Annotated in this window: 18 protein-coding genes; 3 read left to right on the top strand and 15 right to left on the bottom strand. The window is 28.1% G+C overall.

The window, feature by feature from the left end; translation table 11 throughout:
* Window positions 1-2: 2 nt before the first annotated feature.
* From serA to AMYT_RS01790, 6 genes are all read right to left on the bottom strand, one after another.
* On the bottom strand, window positions 3-1,586 hold the full coding sequence (serA, locus tag AMYT_RS01765; protein WP_114840850.1) for a phosphoglycerate dehydrogenase: 1,584 nt from the start codon (window positions 1,584-1,586) through the stop codon (window positions 3-5).
* 25 nt (window positions 1,587-1,611) lie between these two features.
* Window positions 1,612-3,264, bottom strand: a complete 1,653-nt coding sequence (locus AMYT_RS01770) for a 30S ribosomal protein S1 (RefSeq protein ID WP_114840851.1) — start codon at window positions 3,262-3,264, stop codon at window positions 1,612-1,614.
* 74 nt (window positions 3,265-3,338) lie between these two features.
* Window positions 3,339-4,175 carry a 4-hydroxy-3-methylbut-2-enyl diphosphate reductase gene (locus AMYT_RS01775; protein ID WP_114840852.1) on the bottom strand — a complete coding sequence of 279 codons (837 nt, stop codon included), beginning with the start codon at window positions 4,173-4,175 and terminating at the stop codon, window positions 3,339-3,341.
* Window positions 4,176-4,183: 8 nt separating this feature from the next.
* Window positions 4,184-5,458 carry a 3-phosphoshikimate 1-carboxyvinyltransferase gene (gene aroA / locus AMYT_RS01780; protein ID WP_114840853.1) on the bottom strand — a complete coding sequence of 425 codons (1,275 nt, stop codon included), beginning with the start codon at window positions 5,456-5,458 and terminating at the stop codon, window positions 4,184-4,186.
* A gap of 9 nt (window positions 5,459-5,467) precedes the next feature.
* On the bottom strand, window positions 5,468-7,789 hold the full coding sequence (pheT, locus tag AMYT_RS01785) for a phenylalanine--tRNA ligase subunit beta (protein WP_114840854.1): 2,322 nt from the start codon (window positions 7,787-7,789) through the stop codon (window positions 5,468-5,470).
* Window positions 7,786-8,778, bottom strand: a complete 993-nt coding sequence (locus AMYT_RS01790) for a phenylalanine--tRNA ligase subunit alpha (RefSeq protein WP_114840855.1) — start codon at window positions 8,776-8,778, stop codon at window positions 7,786-7,788. Before AMYT_RS01790 ends, pheT begins: the two co-directional genes overlap by 4 nt.
* 104 nt (window positions 8,779-8,882) lie before the next feature.
* Here AMYT_RS01790 and AMYT_RS01795 point away from each other — a divergent pair, with 104 nt between their 5' ends.
* Complete coding sequence (locus tag AMYT_RS01795; protein ID WP_114840856.1) at window positions 8,883-9,221, top strand: histidine triad nucleotide-binding protein; 339 nt, start codon at window positions 8,883-8,885, stop codon at window positions 9,219-9,221.
* Window positions 9,222-9,225: 4 nt separating this feature from the next.
* On the opposite strand, the gene accA is transcribed toward AMYT_RS01795, so the two are convergent.
* The 9 genes from accA to AMYT_RS01840 form a co-directional block, all read right to left on the bottom strand.
* A complete protein-coding gene (accA, locus tag AMYT_RS01800) occupies window positions 9,226-10,170 on the bottom strand; it encodes an acetyl-CoA carboxylase carboxyl transferase subunit alpha (RefSeq protein WP_114840857.1) in 945 nt (314 codons plus the stop codon).
* 50 nt (window positions 10,171-10,220) lie between these two features.
* Window positions 10,221-11,474, bottom strand: coding sequence for a beta-ketoacyl-ACP synthase II (locus tag AMYT_RS01805; protein WP_114840858.1), 1,254 nt, complete (start codon window positions 11,472-11,474; stop codon window positions 10,221-10,223).
* A 114-nt stretch (window positions 11,475-11,588) separates the two neighbouring features.
* Entirely contained in the window at window positions 11,589-11,819 is a 231-nt protein-coding gene (gene acpP, locus AMYT_RS01810; RefSeq protein WP_114840859.1) for an acyl carrier protein, read from the bottom strand.
* Between the two features lie 81 nt (window positions 11,820-11,900).
* On the bottom strand, window positions 11,901-12,644 hold the full coding sequence (gene fabG, locus AMYT_RS01815; protein WP_114840860.1) for a 3-oxoacyl-ACP reductase FabG: 744 nt from the start codon (window positions 12,642-12,644) through the stop codon (window positions 11,901-11,903).
* Window positions 12,645-12,657: 13 nt separating this feature from the next.
* Window positions 12,658-13,713 (bottom strand): 4Fe-4S binding protein, encoded by a 1,056-nt coding sequence (locus AMYT_RS01820; RefSeq protein WP_114840861.1) that lies wholly within the window; start codon window positions 13,711-13,713, stop codon window positions 12,658-12,660.
* Between the two features lie 2 nt (window positions 13,714-13,715).
* A complete protein-coding gene (locus tag AMYT_RS01825; protein WP_114840862.1) occupies window positions 13,716-14,468 on the bottom strand; it encodes a 7-carboxy-7-deazaguanine synthase QueE in 753 nt (250 codons plus the stop codon).
* Window positions 14,461-14,994, bottom strand: coding sequence for a 6-carboxytetrahydropterin synthase (locus AMYT_RS01830; RefSeq protein WP_114840863.1), 534 nt, complete (start codon window positions 14,992-14,994; stop codon window positions 14,461-14,463). Before AMYT_RS01830 ends, AMYT_RS01825 begins: the two co-directional genes overlap by 8 nt.
* On the bottom strand, window positions 14,994-15,662 hold the full coding sequence (queC, locus tag AMYT_RS01835) for a 7-cyano-7-deazaguanine synthase QueC (RefSeq protein ID WP_114840864.1): 669 nt from the start codon (window positions 15,660-15,662) through the stop codon (window positions 14,994-14,996). Before queC ends, AMYT_RS01830 begins: the two co-directional genes overlap by 1 nt.
* A complete protein-coding gene (locus AMYT_RS01840) occupies window positions 15,659-16,876 on the bottom strand; it encodes a molybdopterin molybdotransferase MoeA (RefSeq protein WP_114840865.1) in 1,218 nt (405 codons plus the stop codon). Before AMYT_RS01840 ends, queC begins: the two co-directional genes overlap by 4 nt.
* Before the next feature lie 70 nt (window positions 16,877-16,946).
* Between AMYT_RS01840 and AMYT_RS01845 the strand changes: the two genes are divergently transcribed.
* Window positions 16,947-17,351, top strand: a complete 405-nt coding sequence (locus tag AMYT_RS01845; protein WP_114840866.1) for a hypothetical protein — start codon at window positions 16,947-16,949, stop codon at window positions 17,349-17,351.
* Window positions 17,351-18,022 carry a 16S rRNA (uracil(1498)-N(3))-methyltransferase gene (locus tag AMYT_RS01850; RefSeq protein ID WP_114840867.1) on the top strand — a complete coding sequence of 224 codons (672 nt, stop codon included), beginning with the start codon at window positions 17,351-17,353 and terminating at the stop codon, window positions 18,020-18,022. Before AMYT_RS01845 ends, AMYT_RS01850 begins: the two co-directional genes overlap by 1 nt.
* Window position 18,023 lies beyond the last annotated feature (1 nt).

Raw genomic sequence — 18,023 nt, forward strand, 5'->3', positions numbered from 1 at the left:
TATTAAATTTCAGCATAAGAAACAGAAATAGCTGCTTCTAAGTTAACAAGTTTTTCTAATATATCGCTTTTTATATTTTCATCAACAAGAATAACTGCTAAAGCACAATTTTTGCCTCTTGAAAGTCTAAAGTCAGCAATATTAATATTTTCATTTCCTAATACTCTTCCAACTTCTCCAATAACACCTGGAACATCAGAGTTTCTTAGAAGTATCATTTTACCTTTTGGTGCAATATCAAGTACAAAGTTATTAATATCAATAATTCTTTGCATATCTCCATCAAATACTGTTCCAGAAATAGTATTTACACCTTTTTCTGTTGTAATTTTAACAGTAACTTTATTGCTATAGCCACTATTATTAGTTAATTCACAAGTATCAAATGTAATACCTTTTTCTTCTGCCCAAAATCTTGCATTTACATAATTAACTTCATCTCCACCTGAAACTGACAGTGCTCCAACTGCTGCAAATGTAGATAATGAATCTAAATATTCTGCAATTTTGCCTTCAGCACAAACAGTAATAGATCTAATAGCACTCTTATCACTTTGAGCTAATAAGAAAGCCATTTTTTGTGTTAATTCAATATAAGGTTTAACAAAAGAAGGAATTTTTGTCTCATCAATTGGTAAATTTAATGCATTTGGATAAGCAATCCCTCTTGCTGCTTCAATTGCATTTTCAGCTGCTTGAATAGCAATTTTCTTTTGAGATTCTTTTGTATTTGCACCTAAGTGTGCAGTTACAGTTACATTATCTAAATCTAATAATGGATGATCTGTTGCTGGTTCTTTTTTAAATACATCAATTCCAGCCATTGCAATTTTTCCAGATTTAAGATTATTGTATAGTGCTTCTTCATCATATAAACCACCTCTAGCACAGTTTATAAGAATAACACCATCTTTCATCTTAGCAATCTCTTTTTCACCAATCATTCCTACAGTTTCAGAATTTTTTGGTGTATGAATTGTAATAATATCACAAGCTAAAATATCTTCAAAATCAGTTGTATATTCAATTCCTAAATCAGTTGCTTTTGTTGAAGGGATATATGGGTCATATGCTATAACATCCATCTCAAAAGATTTTGCTCTTAAAGCAACTCTATGTCCAATATTTCCAAATCCAATAACACCTAATTTTTTTCCAAATAATTCGTTACCATACCAATCTTCTCTTTTCCAGATTCTGTCTTGTTTTAATTGGTTATGTGCATAAGGGAATTTTCTCATACAAGATAACATATGAGCCATTGTTAATTCAACTGCAGCAATTGTATTTGCTGTTGGAACGTTCATAGCAATAATTCCTCTTTTGCTACACCCTTCCATATCAACATTGTCGTATCCAACACCAGCTCTAATTACAGCTTTTAAATTAACAGCTGCATTTAAAAATTTTTCATCTACATCAGTAGAACTTCTTGTAATTGCTACATCAGCATCTTTTATAATATCTAAAAGTGCAGTTTTATCAATATCAGCGGCATAAACGTAGTTTACGTCCTCTGTATTCTTAAGGATGTTTAATCCATCCTCATGAATATGATCACAAACTACGATAGTATGTTTACTCATTTTTAAAAGCCCTCTTTTTTAAAAATTATTTAATTTGATCTTTTAATAAATCACCTAAAGTCATATTAGAATCATCATTTACAGCTTTAAGAACTTCTCTTTCTTGTTGTAATTCTAATCTTTTAATAGATAATCTAACTCTATTTCTTTTTGTATCAATATTTACAACAACAGCTTCAATTTCATCACCAAGTTTTACTTCATCAGCTTTTAATGGACCAAAATCTTCATTTCTAATTAAACCATCTAAGTTATCATCTAATTTAATAAAAATTCCGAAATCTTTAATATCTTTTACTGGTCCTTTAATAATATCACCAAGTCTATAAGTATCTTGGAATTTTTTTGCAGGAGAATCAGTTATATCTTTTACACTTAAAGAAATATTTTCTTTTTCTCTATCTATTTTGATGATTTTAACTTCTACATCATCACCTTTTTTAAATAGATTTTTACATTTTGCATTTGTTTCCCATGCAGCTTCTTCATTGTGTAATAAACCATCAATTTCACCAAGAGTAACAAAAGCACCAAAATCAGTTAATGTTGCAACTTTACCTTTAATTACATCACCAACTTTATGGTCTTTTAAAAATTTTTCAAATGGTTTCTCTTGTAAATTTTTTAATGAAACTCTTAATCTTTTTTTATCAATATCAAGTTCAATTACTTCAACATTAATTTCTTCACCTAAAGTTAAAATCTCTTTTGGATTTTTAATGTTTTTATTCCATGTGATTTCTGAAATATGTAATAGTCCTTCTATATCATTTCCTAAATCAACAAATGCACCGTATGATTCAAAGTTAGAAACAGTAACAGTAATTGTATCACCCACTTCTAATTGATCTTTAATCTCTTCCCATGGATTAGGAAGTGCAGCTTTAATAGATAATGATAAGTGTTGTTTTGATTTATCATATGATAAAATTGATACAGTTACTTCATCACCTTCTTCATAATAGTTAGCTGGATTAACTGGACCTTTATAAGAGATTTCATTGTAGTTTACTAAACCATCAATTCCACCTAAATCTACAAACATACCATATGAAGTGATTTTTTTAATGATTCCATTAATTGCTTCACCACTTTCTAAAATATCAGTGATTTTAGAATCTTTTTGAGCTTTAGATTCTTCAATAAGTTTTTTTCTTGAGATAATTATCGAGTTTTGTGTAGTATTTACTTTTAAAACTTTTGCTTTAACTTTTTTTCCAATTGCACCAATTGCTTTTAAATAAGATTGTGCCATTGGCATAAAATATTCACAACCATCTTCATCTTCAACGATGAAACCACCTTTATTTTTTACAGATACAATTTTCCCTTCTACAATAACATCTTCAAAGTTGTCACCATATTTTTTTACAAATGCATCAAATTTCTCTTTTTGTAAAACTTTTCTATAAGAAATAGCAGGTCTTTCACCTCTATTACCCATAAGCATAACAGGGATAGTATCACCTGCTTTGTATTTTAGTTTTCCATTTACAGTGATTTCAGAGATGTTTAATTTACCTTCAATCTTTTGACCAACATCTACAAGAGCACTATCATCAGTAATTTCAACAATTACACCATTTACTACAGAGTTATTTTCAGCATTCTCAAAAGACTCATTTAGCATTTGCTCAAAGTCAAAGTCTTCACCAATTTCTATATCTTCGATACCCATATTATTCCTTCGTATTTACCGTATTTATTAAATGGGACGATTATAGCTAAAATTGGCTTAAACTAAAAATGGTATCAGATTTTCTCTACTTTATTAACAACTTCTTGTATAATCCAATCAGGAGTTGAAGCACCAGCAGTTATACCACAAATTTTTTTGTTTTTAAACCAATTTTCATCAATTTCATTTGAGTTTTCAATTAAATAAGAGTCTGGACAGTTTTCTAAACATATAGCATGAAGTTGTTTTGTATTTGAAGAGTTTTTACCTCCAATTACTATCATAATATCAACTTCTTTTGATAAATCTCTTGCTGCATCTTGGTTTTCAAAAGTTGCATCACAAATTGTATTAAAAACTCTAACTTCTTTATTTTTTAAAATTAAAGCATTTACAATTTCTAAATAAACCTCTTTTTTCTTTGTTGTTTGTGCAACAGTAGCTATTTTGTCATATTTAAATTTTATATTATCTAGGTCTTTTACAGACATAACCACATGGACATCTTCTTGGTCTTCACCATAAGATTTAACCCCTTTTACTTCAGGATGTGTGCTATCTCCAAAGATTAAAATAGAGTAGTTATCTTTTGACATTTTTTTTACAATTTGCTGAGGAGTTGTAACAAAAGGACATGTGGCATTGATAATTTTTGCATCTTTATTTTGTTTTAACTCTTTTAGGTCATTCTTAGGGATACCATGAGTTCTAATAATAACTGTATCATTTTGTTTTACTTCATCTAAAGTATTATATAAACCCACATTAAAGTTGTTTTTTAATCTATCAATTTCATTTTGATTATGAATAAGTGGTCCCATAGTAGCAGAGTTTTTATATGACTCTGCTATTTTGATAGCTCTTTTTACTCCAAAACAAAAACCATAGCTAGATGCTAATTTTACTTGCATTTTTTTCCTTAATATAGGGTGTCAAGTATCTCTTTGAAGTTTGGAAAAGATGTTTGAATACATTGTGTATCTTCTATATTCATCTCACAAATAGTTCCTGCAATTGCAAAACTCATTGCAATTCTATGGTCACCATATGAGTTAATAGTTGCTTTTTTTAAGTTACCACCAACTATTTCATAACCATCTTCAAACTCTGTATATTCAACACCACAAAGTTTTAAATTATTAATTACAGAAGATATTCTATCACTTTCTTTTACTCTTAATTCTTCAGCATTGCTAACTTTTGATTTACCTTTTGCTAAACTCATAGCAATAGCTAAAGCTGGAAGTTCATCAATTAACCAAGAGATATTTTCATTTACTTCAACACCTTTTAATTCTTTGTGTTTTACAACAATATCTCCAATTGGTTCATAAATATCTTCTTTTTGAATATATTCAATTTCTGCACCCATTCTTTCTAAAACTTTATAAGCTTCTATTCTAGTTGGGTTTAAAGTTACATTTTTAATTGTAACTTTAGAATTTGGATTAATCGCTGCTGCAACTGCAAAGAAAAAAGCTGATGAAGGATCAGTTGGCACTGTAATATTTAAAGGTTTTAAACTATTTTTTAAAGGTTCAATATTAATAAAGCCTTCTTTATCAGTAAAAATATTTACACCCATACCTTTTAACATTCTTTCAGTATGATCTCTTGTTAATTCATCTTCTTTGTATTTACAAATATCTTCTGCTTTTAAAGCAGCTAAAATCATAGCAGATTTTACTTGTGCAGAGTTTATAGGTGAATGGTACTTAAAAGCTTTAAGTTTATCTCCTCTAATAAATAAAGGAGCTTTATTCCCTTCTTCTCTTCCATCAATTTTAGCTCCAATACTTCTTAAAGGATCTGCAACTCTTTTCATAGGTCTTGCTCTTAGATATTTATCCCCAGTTAAAGTAAAAGCACCATCTACACTTGCTAGTAAACCACAAAAAAGTCTCATTGCAGTACCTGAGTTTCCACAGTCTAAAACATCACTTGGTTCTTTTAACTCTCCTGTTGGAGTAATCTGAACAGTTGAACCATCTCTTTTTATTTTTGCACCTAATTGTTCAACAATACTTAAAGTATTTAAAGTATCTTCAGCTGTTAGATAGTTTTTTATATATGAAGTTTCCTTTGAAAATAGTGAAAACATAGCACATCTATGAGATATTGATTTATCACTACTTATCGTATCAATTGTAATATCAAAAGGCTTATTTATTTTTTTAATGCTAAATGTTTCCACTTTTTTCCCTTAGTCTCTTAATCCAATAGATAATTCATTATTAAGTTTTTCTAAAATTTTATTCATTGTTGTTGTAATATCTTCATCATCTAAAGTTTTTTCATCATTTTGTAAAACAAATCTAATTGTTAAACTTTCATTATTTCCTAATTTTTCATCACTATATGTATCAATTAGGTTAAATTGCTTAATATTTGCATCTTCAATTAAAGTTATTACATTTCTAATTTTTGAATATGGCATATCTTTTGGAACTACCACACTTAAATCTTTTCTAGATGCTTGAAATTTTGAAGTAGTTTTTGCTTTTATTAAATCATTTTTAATTGCTTCAAAATCAATCTCAGCTATAAATGTATCTGGTAAATCAAACTCATTTGCTACACTTGGATGTAGTTTTGAAATAAATCCAGCATTTTTCCCATCAATTAAAATATTTGCATTTTGGTATGGATGTACAAAGCTATTTTCAATAGTTTGCATAGGTTCTAATTCAAACTTACCAACACTATTTAAAATTTTTTTTGCAAATTCAAAAAAGTCAATATTTACAGGTTTACCTGCATTTAAAAAACTTTCTTGTTCTTTTGCTCCACTAAAAATAAATGAAATTTTAAAAGTTTCATTTCTATTTTCATCAAATACTTTTCCAATTTCATAAAAAGAAGCTGATTTAAAACCTTGTTTAAAGTTATTTGAGCAAGCCTCTACTAAATTTAATAAAATAGTTGTTCTAAAAGTATTTAGTTCATTTACAATTGGATTTAAAATATCAAGTTCTTCTTTTACAGTTGGGAATTTATATTTTTGTAAATTCTCTTTATTTGTAAATACATAAGTAACTGTTTCAAAAAAACCATTTTCTATTGCTTTACTTCTAATTTTATTTTTCTTAATTAAATCATTTGAAGTTTTATTTACTCTATTTACTTCATCAATTGCTAATGGTTTTGCCTTAATATTATCAATTCCTATAATTCTTACAATCTCTTCTGTTACATCAGCAATATTTTTTATATCATGCCTATATAATGGAACTTGTATAGAAAATACATTATTTAATCCCTCTTTTACTTCAAATCCTAAGGCATTTAAAATATTTTCAATTTCAGCTTTTGGTGTTTCTTGACCAATAATAGAGTTGATTTTATCAATATTAATATCTAAATAAATAGTTTCAATATCCTCTACAAAAGCTTCAGCTCCATTATAGATTTTTGCACCAAATTTTGAAATAAATGTTGTAAAACAATCTACTCCATGCTTAATATTTGGTTCACTTCCCCTTGAAGCTCTATAATATATCTCACCTGTTTTTTTCTTTGCTTCAAAAACTTTTCTTGATAATTTCTCAGGATTAATATATGAAGCTTCTAAAATATAAGTTGTATCTTCGTTATCAATTTTTTGATGTTCAACACAAATTGTGCTTAAAAGTTCTTTTCCATAAACTTTATCAAAACCATCTTTATCTTTTTTTATATGTAATACTGATAAATCATTTAATTTATCTGCTTTATTACTTGCGTAAGCATTTAAAATTACACCATTTGCATGAGTTGAATAAGAAATAGCATCACTTATGTCATTTTCTTTATATTCATCAATTAAACCAACTCTTATTTTATGTAATACAGGAAGTTTAAAATCTGTAAAATCAATAGCTTTAAAAATAAGTGATGAATCAACTGAACTTTCACATTCAACTTCTAAAAATTGTCCAATTCCAAGCTCATTATTATCAAGGTTTTTTTCATGTTCAATTATTGGAAGATTATAAAAAGCACTTAATTCTCTTGCAATTCCATGAATACTTAGACAGTCACCTCTATTTGCAGTAAGTTCGATTTCTATAATATCATCATTTAAAAGCTTATATTCATTTAATTCTTTACCAATAACTAACTCACCAATTGATTCATCAAGTGGTAAAATCCCATCATTTAATTTAGGTAAACCAATTTCAGTAGATGAACAAATCATACCATTTGATTCAACACCTCTTAATTTTGCTTTTTTTATTTTAAAATCTTCACCTAATTTGCAACCAACAACTGCAACAGGAACAATTTGTCCAGCATCAACATTTTTAGCCCCACAAACAATTTGTACAACTTCTTTTCCAATATCAACTTGACAAACATTCAATTTATCTGCATCAGGATGTTTTACTTTTTCTAATACTTTTCCAACAACAACACCAGAAGCAATTCTAATCTCTTCTACACTATCAACTTCTAATCCAATAGAGTTAAGTGTTTTGCAAATCTCTTTTGTAGAAATTTTTGAAATATCAATATACTCTTCTAACCATCTTCTAGTAACTATCATTTAAATTGTCCTAATAATTTTAAATCACTTTCAAATAAAGATCTTAAATCTCCAATATTATGTATAAGCATTGCAAATCTTTCAACACCTAATCCAAAGGCATATCCAGAAACATTTTCATATCCAACAGCTTTAAATACATTTTCATCTACAATTCCACAACCAAGAACTTCTAACCATCCTGTGTGAGAACATACTCTACAACCATCACCTTTACAGAAAACACATGATATATCAACTTCTGTTGAAGGTTCCGTAAATGGGAAGAACGAAGGCCTAAATCTAACTTCAACATCACCAAACATATGTTGTAAGAATTCAACTAATACATGCTTTAAATTAGCAAAAGATACTTTATCAGCACTATCTACCACAAGTCCTTCTACTTGATGAAACATTGGAGTATGTGTTAAGTCAAAGTCTCTTCTAAAAACAGTACCCGGTGCTATCATTCTAATTGGTGGTTTTTGTGATAACATAGTTCTAATTTGTACAGGAGAAGTATGTGTTCTTAATAGAGAAAAATCTTTATTATAAAATGTATCTTGCATATCTCTTGCTGGATGATATTTAGGAAGGTTTAATGCCTCAAAGTTATGAAAATCATCTTCTACAAGTGGACCTTCTTCAACTGCAAAATTTAAATTTTGAAAATAAGTTATAATTCTATTCATAGTATCAACTACTGGGTGAACAGCACCAGAAGATAGTTCATTATTAAATCTTGTTACATCAATTTTTTCATTTTCAAGCTTTTTATTTAAAGCCTCTTCTTCTAAAACAACTTTTCTTTCATCAATAGCATTTGTAACTGCAATTTTTGATTCATTTAAATTTTGTGCAAATGCTTTTTTCTCTTCGTTTGGAATATCTTTTAACTTTGCAAATTCTAAAGTCAATACACCTTTTTTACCAAGAGTTTCAACTCTTAAAGCTTCTAATTCTTCAAGTGAATTGGCATTAGTAATTTTTTCAATCCATTGTTTCACTTAACATTCTCCTGTATATTCGTTCTTTCTTAAGTGCTGGGATTATACTTAATAATTTATTAGAGTTTGGTTATAATGTTTTTTTAAATAAGAAAGGAAGAAAGATGTGTATATTTTGCAAAATTGTTAATAATGAGATACCAAATAATACGGTATTAGAAAATGATGAATTTTTATGTTTTCATGATATAAACCCAGCAGCAAAAATTCATGTACTAATAATCCCAAAAAAACACTATGATTCATTTGATGTAATAGAACCAGAACTTATGAGTAATATGACTAAATTTATCCATGAAGTAGCTTCTAAATTAGGTGTAAGAGAGAGTGGATATAGAATAATTACAAATATAGGGGACCATGGGGGACAAGAAGTTCACCATTTACATATTCATCTATTAGCAGGAGAATATGTGGGAAGATTAGTGGGAGCTAAAAAGTAGTAATCTACTTTTTACCCTCTGCAAAGCTACCTAAGTTCATTAGTTTTTCATATCTTCTTTCAAGTCTTTGTGCAACAGTTTGTTGTTTTAACTCTTCTAAAGTATTTAAAAAATAATCACCTAAAGCTTGAATAGCATTCTCTTTTTGTTTATGAGCACCGATTAATGGCTCTTCAATTACATCATCAATTAAATTTAAATCTTTTAATGCTTCTGCTGTAATTTTAAGTGAATTAGCCGCAGTTTCAGCTTGAGCTGGGTCATTCCATAAAATAGCTGCACAACCTTCTGGTGAAATAACAGCATATACAGAATATCTCATCATTGCTAATTTATCAGCAACTGAAATAGCTAAAGCTCCACCTGAACCACCTTCTCCAATTACTACTGAAATTGTAGGAACTTTTAAAGTTGAAAATTCATATAGATTTTTTGCAATAGCTTCACTTTGATTTCTCTCTTCTGCTCCAAGACCTGGATATGCACCCGGAGTATCAACTAACATAAGAATTGGAATATTGAATTTTTCGGCCATTCTAGCACATCTTAAAGCTTTTCTGTATCCTTCTGGACTTGGCATTCCAAAGTTTCTCATAAGCTTATTTTTTGTACCTCTACCTTTTTGTTCACCAATTACCATAACTTTTTGTTCACCAATATATCCTAAATAGCAAACAATAGCTTTATCATCATCAAAGTGTCTATCTCCGTGTAATTCATAAGCATCAGTTAATAAACCTCTAATATAATCAAGTGCATATGGTCTATCTGGATGACGTGCCAATTGAAGTTTTTGATAATCATTTAAATTTTTAAAAGTTTTTTCAACTTCTTTTTGAAGTTTCTTTTCTAGAATTTCCACCGCATGATCATCTGCTCGGCTTTTTGCAACTAAAATCTCTTCTTCAATTTGCTTAATTTTATTTTCAAAATCTAAATAAGTTGCCAAAATTTTCCTTTTTTGTTAAGAGGAAAAATCCTCTTAAGTGTGAGATTAAATTATATTTTTCTAAAGATAACAGAAGCGTTTGTTCCACCAAAACCAAAGTTATTACTCATAACTATATTTAACTCAGCTTTTCTTCCTTTAAAAGGAACATAATCTAAGTCACATTTTTCATCTGGATTATCTAAGTTAATTGTTGGAGGAATAACTCCTTCATTTAATGCTTTAATTGCAAAAATTGCTTCAATAGCACCAGCTGCACCTAAACAGTGACCTATTTGTCCCTTTGTTGAAGAAACAGGAGGGCAATTTTCTTTACCATCAAATAATTGTTTAATTGCGGCTGTTTCATTAACATCTCCAACTGGAGTTGAAGTACCATGTGCATTGATATAATCAATTTTAATATCTTCATTTGTAAGAGATTTTGCCATAGCAACTGCTGCTTTCATAGCTCTTAATGGACCATCGATTACAGGTGCTGTAATATGATTTGCATCACCACTTTCTCCAAATCCAATAACTTCAGCATAAATTTTAGCACCTCTTTGTTGTGCAGATTCTAATGTTTCAAGAACAAGTGCACCAGCACCCTCTCCCATAACAAATCCATTTCTATCTGTATCAAATGGTCTAGATGCTTTTTTAGGTTCTTCATTTCTAACAGCAAGTGCTTTCATAGCAGCAAAACCACCAACACCAGCACCACAAATAGCACTTTCAGCACCAACTACTAAAATTCTATCAGCTCCACCAGTCATAATTGTTTTTACACCATCAGCAAGAGCATGAGTTGAAGCTGCACACGCAGTTACATGTGATAAACTTGGACCTTTTAATCCATGTTCAATTGAGATAAATCCACCAAGCATATTAACTAGTGAAGAAGGAATAAAGAAAGGTGATATTTTTTTTGGTCCTTTAGTTTCACAAACAATAGAGTTTTTTTCAATTGTTGATAATCCACCAATACCAGAAGCAGAAACAATACCAAATCTTTCAGCAATAGACTCATCAACTCTTTTATTTTCATCATCTATAAATTTAGCATCTTTCATTGCTTCATTTGCAGCTTTAATTCCTAGTTGAATAAATCTATCAGCTTTTTTTACTTCTTTTTTGTCCATTACTGTTGAAGGATCAAAATCTTTTACTTCTCCAGCAATTTGTACAGGATATTCAGACGCATCAAATAAAGTAATAGTATCAATACCACATACTCCTTCTACTACAGCGTTAAATGACTCCTCTACATTATTTCCAACAGAATTAATAGTACCTAAACCAGTTACAACAACTCTTCTCATTAAATATGCTCCGTTTCTATATATGTTTATTTAAAATATTCAATTTTTTAAAAAAAAAACTCAAAATTTTAAATAAAAAGCTAGATTTCTAGCTTTTTATTTTAAAAGTTAAAATTACGCGTGTTCTTCGATGTATTTGATAGCATCTGCAACAGTTTGGATACCTTCAGCATCTTCATCTGGGATTTCGATATCAAATTTTTCTTCTAAAGCCATAACTAATTCAACTACGTCTAAAGAATCTGCACCTAAATCCTCAATAAATCTTGAATCTTCTTTAATTTCTGCAATATCACAATCAAGTTGTTCTACTACCACTTCTTTTACATCATCAATTAATGCCATATTTTTTCCTTTTATAAAATTATCAGCGTATTATAGCCAAAAAGATTTTAAAAATTCTTTTAAATTACTTTTTTAGCAAAATTAAACGTATAGTCCACCATTAACTTTTAAGATTTCACCTGTAATATACGAAGAGTGATCACTTAATAAAAACGCAACTGCTTCAGCGATTTCAGCAGGTTGTCCAAATCTAGCTAAAGGAATATTTTTTTCATATTCAGCTTTAACTTCATCTTTTAATTCATCTGTCATATCTGTTTGAATAAATCCTGGAGTAATTGCATTGTATCTAATACCTCTTGCTGCAGCTTCTTTTGCAAAAGATTTAGTCATAGCATTTAATCCACCTTTTGAAGCTGAGTAGTTAGTTTGACCAGGGTTACCCATTTCTCCCACAATTGATGAGATATTTACAACAGAACCAAATCTTTTTTTACCCATTACTTTTAATGCACTTTTACATCCAATAAAAGCAGAAGTTAAATTTGCACTAATTACATCATTGAAATCTTCAATAGACATTCTTAATGCTAATTTATCTTTTGTAATTCCAGCATTGTTTACAAGGTATGATAATTCACCATCTGCATCAATAATAGTTTTAATAGCATCGTTAAATTGTTCTTCAGAAGTAACATCAGCTTTTATAATAGCAGCTTGACCACCATTTGCTTCAATCTCTTCTTTGATTTTTAAAGCAGCATCTGCGCCACTTCTATAGTTTATCCATACTTTTAAACCATATGATGCTAATGTTTTAGCTATTTGTGCTCCAATTCCTCTACTTGCACCTGTAACTAATACATTTTTTCCGCTAAATTTCATTTTTATCCTTTTTTTAAAAATCTTTTGCAAGTGTAAACATAGACGAGTGATTATCTCTAAAATCTTTACATCTAGGACATATTATATCACCATTTTTATAAATAAATACACTATTACACTCTTGACAAGTTTTATAAGTGAACTCTACAAGTTTTGAAGCTTTATCAAAAGTAAAGTCTATAAGATTTATTTTTTCTTTATTTGAAATAGCTTTTTCTTTACAAATATCATCACAAATATTACAACCTATGCACTTACCAGCTTGAAAATAAATTGAGTCTTTTTTTTCATTTTGAAATAAAGCATTTGTAGGACAGAAGTTAATACAATCTAAGCAATTTGTACAACTATTAAAATCTATTTGTTTATTAAAAAGTAAGGTAGAATCCAAAGTAGAAAGTTCTATATTTTCAACTTCTTCAATAATTAATTTTATAGAGTTTTTTAGTAAAATAAGTTTTGAAATAGTTTCTTTATTTTTTATTTTTAAATTATTTGAAACTGAAGTTTCTTTTTGCAATTGTTTTTTATTTTCAAAAATTGTTTTAAAAAGATTTCTTCTAATTTTATTTTCAATATTTAGTTCATCAATATGTTTTTTTAGTTCCACTTTATATTTAAAGTTTATACTTTGCAAAAAGTTATTAGTTTGTTTTTGAATTTGTTTTAAATATTCTAAGTTTTTACAGGCTTCATCATATTCTAAATATAAATTTTCTTTTTTTCTTATAATTATTGTAAGAAGATGGTGAGAATCTAACATTCCAAAACTTGGAATATCAACTTTTTCTAAAATTGTTGATTTTTGTGTATTTATAAAATTTAAGATAAATTCTTCTGTATCAAAATTTTCCAAGTTTAGTGCTTGAGTTGGGCAAATACCAATACAATCCCCACACTCAATACATCTATTTTCAAAGAGTTTAATTTTTTCTTTTTGTAAACCTAAAGCCATTTCAGAACATCTGCTAAAGCATAAATCACATTCATTGAAAAAATATTCATTTCTTAAACACTTTAGAGTATTTAATGAAAAAAGCTCTTTTTTTTGTAAAAAATTGTTATGCAAAGTTAAACACCTCTTTTATTATCCCAAACTCTTATATGTAATCTATCACAATATTTAAAGCCACTTTCAAGTGCAAGATTTATTACTGCTTCACTATTTTCATTCATTTGTAAAGCAGTATCTCCCATAGGCATAAGATAAACTTCTACTTTTGGAATTTGCTTTAAAATTTCATCTATTTCCTCTTTTGCTTTTACTAAAAAATCTTTATTTATTACAAATTTTAAATATTTATCTTCACAGTTATTAATAATTTGTGTTAAAGTTTTTATATTAACTCTTTTTTTTAGAGGTTCTAAAGAGTTACTTAATTTTACACTCATAGAAAAAAGAATCTTTTTTTGATACTCTTGTGTAATTTGCATATTTAAAGAAGCATTAGTTTCAAGTGTAACTGTATATTCATTTTCAATATAATATTTTAAAACTTTTTGAAACTCTTCATTTTTCCAATATAATAAAGGCTCTCCACCTGTTATTACAATATCACATTTGTATGAAGGAAGAAAAGTATTTACTTTTAATATTAGTTCTTTTGCAGAAGAAAAAGTATGCCATTGGTCTTTAAATGCAGGATCAACAGCATAATATGAATCGCATGAACACTTTTTTACACCACTTGGAGTTTCATATTCAACAGCAAAACCTTCACATCTAAAATTACATTTACCAAATCTTATAAAAACAGAAGGGGAACCAACTCTTTTCCCTTCTCCTTGTATTGTTGGCCCAAAGATTTCATTTACTTCAAGCATAAAAAGTGCTCTTACTTTTTGGCGTTTCTAAAAACTCCACATGGGATACTTTTATCCCTAGATGATTCATTTTTTCTTGAACTATTTTTAAAAACCAAGCTGAAAGATTTTCACTAGTAGGAACAAAATCAACTAATACATAGCCTTCATATAACTCTTTTATATAATGTTCATCATTTGAAAATTTTGTTAAATCAACTAAATAATACCCTTGCTCAAAGTTTATAAGTTCTTCTTTTTTTACTTTTGGTAAAAGTGTTTGAAAAAGTGGATCATTTATATCTAAAATAAATTTATGGTCTAATACATCATCTATAAAAGCTTTAAACCAATTTAGATGTTTAAAATCTGTAACCATCCCATCTTGCAATTTTGAAGCTTCCAAATATACTAAAATTTTACCTTGATGACCGTGCAAATGTCTACACTTTAAACATCCATCTAAAGAAAAGTCAGTATTTAAAGTCTGTGACCAAACCCTATGCCCATAGCAAAATTCAAACTCTTTTGATATTTTCCAATGCATTATAAAACCTTATAAGGAATTTTATCTTCACAATTTGCTTTTTTAAATCCATTTAATCTTAATCTACAACTATCACAAACCCCACAAGCTTCCTCTTCTTCTTTGTAACAAGACCAAGTTAAATGTAGTGGCACATTAAGTTCAATAGCTTTTAATACAATTTCATTTTTCATTAAATGAACAAGTGGAGTTTTTATTTGTATTTTTGTTGTCTCTTTTGTTCCTGTATTTATACTATTTGTAATTGAACTTATAAACTCTTCTGTACAATCAGGATAACCAGAGCTATCCTCTTCAACAACACCAATATAAATAGCTTCAGTATTTTCTTTTTCAGCAATTGCTGCTGCAATTGATAAGAAAATCCCATTTCTAAAAGGAACATAAGTAACAGGAACACCAGCTTCAATTCCACCTATTGGAACTTCAATTGATTTATCAGTTAATGCACTTGCTCCAATTTGAGTAAAAAATGGAATATCAATTTCGTATTTTTCTTTAATTTGTAAATCTTCACAAATATCTCTAAAGGCTTTTAGTTCTCTAGTTTCTGTTCTTTGTCCATAATTGAAATGAACAGCAATAATTTCATAACCTTCATTTTTTGCAATATAACTACTTAAAGTAGAGTCCATCCCTCCACTTAATATACATACAGCTTTTTTCATTTTGTTAAAAAATCCTTTTTCTCTTCTGTAAAGAATTTCCAATCTATTGGTAAGATTTTAATTTTTTCATCTTTTTTGATTTTTTCTACATTTTCATCTAAAACAATTATAGAGTTTGCAGTAGCTAGTGTTGAAACCATACCAGGAGTTCTTTTTTGAGAAGGAGTAAAATATTCTCCATCAAAAAAACCTGGAATAATAGTAATTCTTCCTTTTTTATTATTAAAGTTTTCAGCCATTTTTGCATAGATAAAATTATGATAAATTTGTGAAGAACCAAGAAGTTTTTGTATAATCAATCTTCCAAATAGTTCAAAAACTAAAGTTGAAGCTAAAGGATTACCTGGAAGATTTAAAATATATGTATCTTCTATTTTTCCAAAAACTGTTGGTTTTCCTGGTTTTATTTTAATTCCATCAAAAATAGCTTTAAACCCTAAAGTATTAAAAGCCTCTTTTGTAAAATCAGCATCTCCAACACTTACTCCACCAGAAGTAATAATTAAATCAGCATCCAAAGAGTTTTGTATTAATTCTTTAATTGCTTCAATACTATCTTTTGCTTGTCCCATAAAAGTAACTTCACATCCAAGCTCTTTTGCCCTTGCTATAAAAGTTGGAGTATTTGAATTATAAATTTGATAATCTTCTATTTTTTCATAATGAAGTTTTAACTCTTCTCCTGAAGCAAAAACTGCAACTTTAGGTTTTTTATAAACTTTTATATGTGAAATTCCTTGAGATGAAAGTAGGGTGATTTTGGCAAAATTTATTTTTTGTCCTTTTTTTATTAATAATTCACCTAATTTTATATCTTCACCAATAAATCTAATATGTTGAAACTCATTTACATTTTTTGTAATTTCTATTTTATTGTTATTTATAATTGTCTCTTCTTTTGGTATTATAGCTGTGGCATTATATGGAACTTTTGCACCAGTCATTATTTTTACACAAGTGGCAGTATCTAACTGTATATCTTTATTATCTCCTGCAAAAACTGTATCAACTACTTCCAATGGTTTATTATAATCTTCATATCTAATAGCATATCCATCCATTGCAGAATTATTAAATTTTGGTAGTGCATAAGTAGAAAATATCTCTTGGGCGCAAATTCTATTGATACTTTTTTCAATAGGAATTATTTCAAAACCTAAGTTTTTTTCCAAATTATAGATAATTTCTAATGTATCATTTACACTTAAAGCCATATAACTCCTTTACTAATACCTTATGACAAGTTTGCTATAATACCAAAATTTTTTAAAAGAGAGATAAACAATGGAAATTATGCAAGAAGCAGTAACAACTCATATCTATGCTATATATATCTTTTTAGCAATTATTTTATTTAATTTTTACAGTGTAGTTACACAAAAAGATTTTATAAAATTAGCTAAAAGACTAAAATTTATGACTCCTATGTATCATCTATCAAATGCAATTATTATGTACACAGGAGCAATAGTTTCAGCATATGCAAAAAACTTTAGTTTAACAGTTGTTTTAATGATAGCTGCTTCAATATTTTTATTAGTAATTGAGATAAAAAGATATAAGAAGATGAGAATTATAAAAAGTAATGAACTTAAACTTCAAGAAGAATTTATTCCTTATGCAAAAAAGATTTATACAATTGAAGTTAGTGTTTTAGTTTTTGTATATATTATTTCTAAGGTATTTTAATGCAATACACATATGATGAAAATGCTGGAATAGTTCAACTTATTTTAGACAATGATAATTATAAACATTTAATAAAAGCTAGAAGGCAAAAAGTAGGGGATTTTTTATCTTTTAGAAATCTAAAAAATAGTTTTTTATATAATTATAAAATTATCTCAATTGATAAAAAAAGTGCAACATTGGAACTTTTCTCTTCTGAAGAAAAAGAAGTAGAAGTTGAAAAAAAACTTCATCTTGGTTGGTGCATTGTTGATCCAAAAACTGTAGAAAAAGAGTTGCCTTATTTAAATGAATTAGGAGTTGATAAAATCACTTTTTTCCCTAGTGATTATTCTCAAAAGAATTTTAAATTAAATTTTGAAAAATTAGAGAAAATTTTAATAAACTCTTCTCAACAATGTGGAAGAAGTTCTATTATAAAACTTGAAAGTGAAAAAAGCTTAAAAGAGTTTATCCTAAAAAATCCAGAAGCATATATGTTAAATTTCTCTTTAAAAACAGTTGATAGTGTAAAAGAAGAGATAAATACTATAATTATTGGTTGTGAAGGTGGTTTTTCAAAAGCTGAAATTCAAAGTTTTAATCAAGAAAAAATAGTAGGTTTTAAAACACCATTAATTTTAAAATCTCAAACTGCAATTAGTGCAGTTGCTTCAAAAATTATAATTTAAA

Source organism: Malaciobacter mytili LMG 24559 (assembly GCF_003346775.1).
GTDB classification, from domain to species: domain Bacteria; phylum Campylobacterota; class Campylobacteria; order Campylobacterales; family Arcobacteraceae; genus Malaciobacter; species Malaciobacter mytili.

Excerpts from the sequence above, each read along its gene's own strand:
- serA (WP_114840850.1), bottom strand. The coding sequence starts at position 1,586 with ATGAGTAAACATACTATCGTAGTTTGTGATCATATTCATGAGGATGGA.
- AMYT_RS01770 (WP_114840851.1), bottom strand. The coding sequence starts at position 3,264 with ATGGGTATCGAAGATATAGAAATTGGTGAAGACTTTGACTTTGAGCAA.
- AMYT_RS01775 (WP_114840852.1), bottom strand. The coding sequence starts at position 4,175 with ATGCAAGTAAAATTAGCATCTAGCTATGGTTTTTGTTTTGGAGTAAAA.
- pheT (WP_114840854.1), bottom strand. The coding sequence starts at position 7,789 with ATGATAGTTACTAGAAGATGGTTAGAAGAGTATATTGATATTTCAAAA.
- AMYT_RS01795 (WP_114840856.1), top strand. The coding sequence starts at position 8,883 with ATGTGTATATTTTGCAAAATTGTTAATAATGAGATACCAAATAATACG.
- AMYT_RS01805 (WP_114840858.1), bottom strand. The coding sequence starts at position 11,474 with ATGAGAAGAGTTGTTGTAACTGGTTTAGGTACTATTAATTCTGTTGGA.
- acpP (WP_114840859.1), bottom strand. The coding sequence starts at position 11,819 with ATGGCATTAATTGATGATGTAAAAGAAGTGGTAGTAGAACAACTTGAT.
- fabG (WP_114840860.1), bottom strand. The coding sequence starts at position 12,644 with ATGAAATTTAGCGGAAAAAATGTATTAGTTACAGGTGCAAGTAGAGGA.
- AMYT_RS01825 (WP_114840862.1), bottom strand. The coding sequence starts at position 14,468 with ATGCTTGAAGTAAATGAAATCTTTGGGCCAACAATACAAGGAGAAGGG.
- AMYT_RS01830 (WP_114840863.1), bottom strand. The coding sequence starts at position 14,994 with ATGCATTGGAAAATATCAAAAGAGTTTGAATTTTGCTATGGGCATAGG.
- queC (WP_114840864.1), bottom strand. The coding sequence starts at position 15,662 with ATGAAAAAAGCTGTATGTATATTAAGTGGAGGGATGGACTCTACTTTA.
- AMYT_RS01840 (WP_114840865.1), bottom strand. The coding sequence starts at position 16,876 with ATGGCTTTAAGTGTAAATGATACATTAGAAATTATCTATAATTTGGAA.
- AMYT_RS01845 (WP_114840866.1), top strand. The coding sequence starts at position 16,947 with ATGGAAATTATGCAAGAAGCAGTAACAACTCATATCTATGCTATATAT.
- AMYT_RS01850 (WP_114840867.1), top strand. The coding sequence starts at position 17,351 with ATGCAATACACATATGATGAAAATGCTGGAATAGTTCAACTTATTTTA.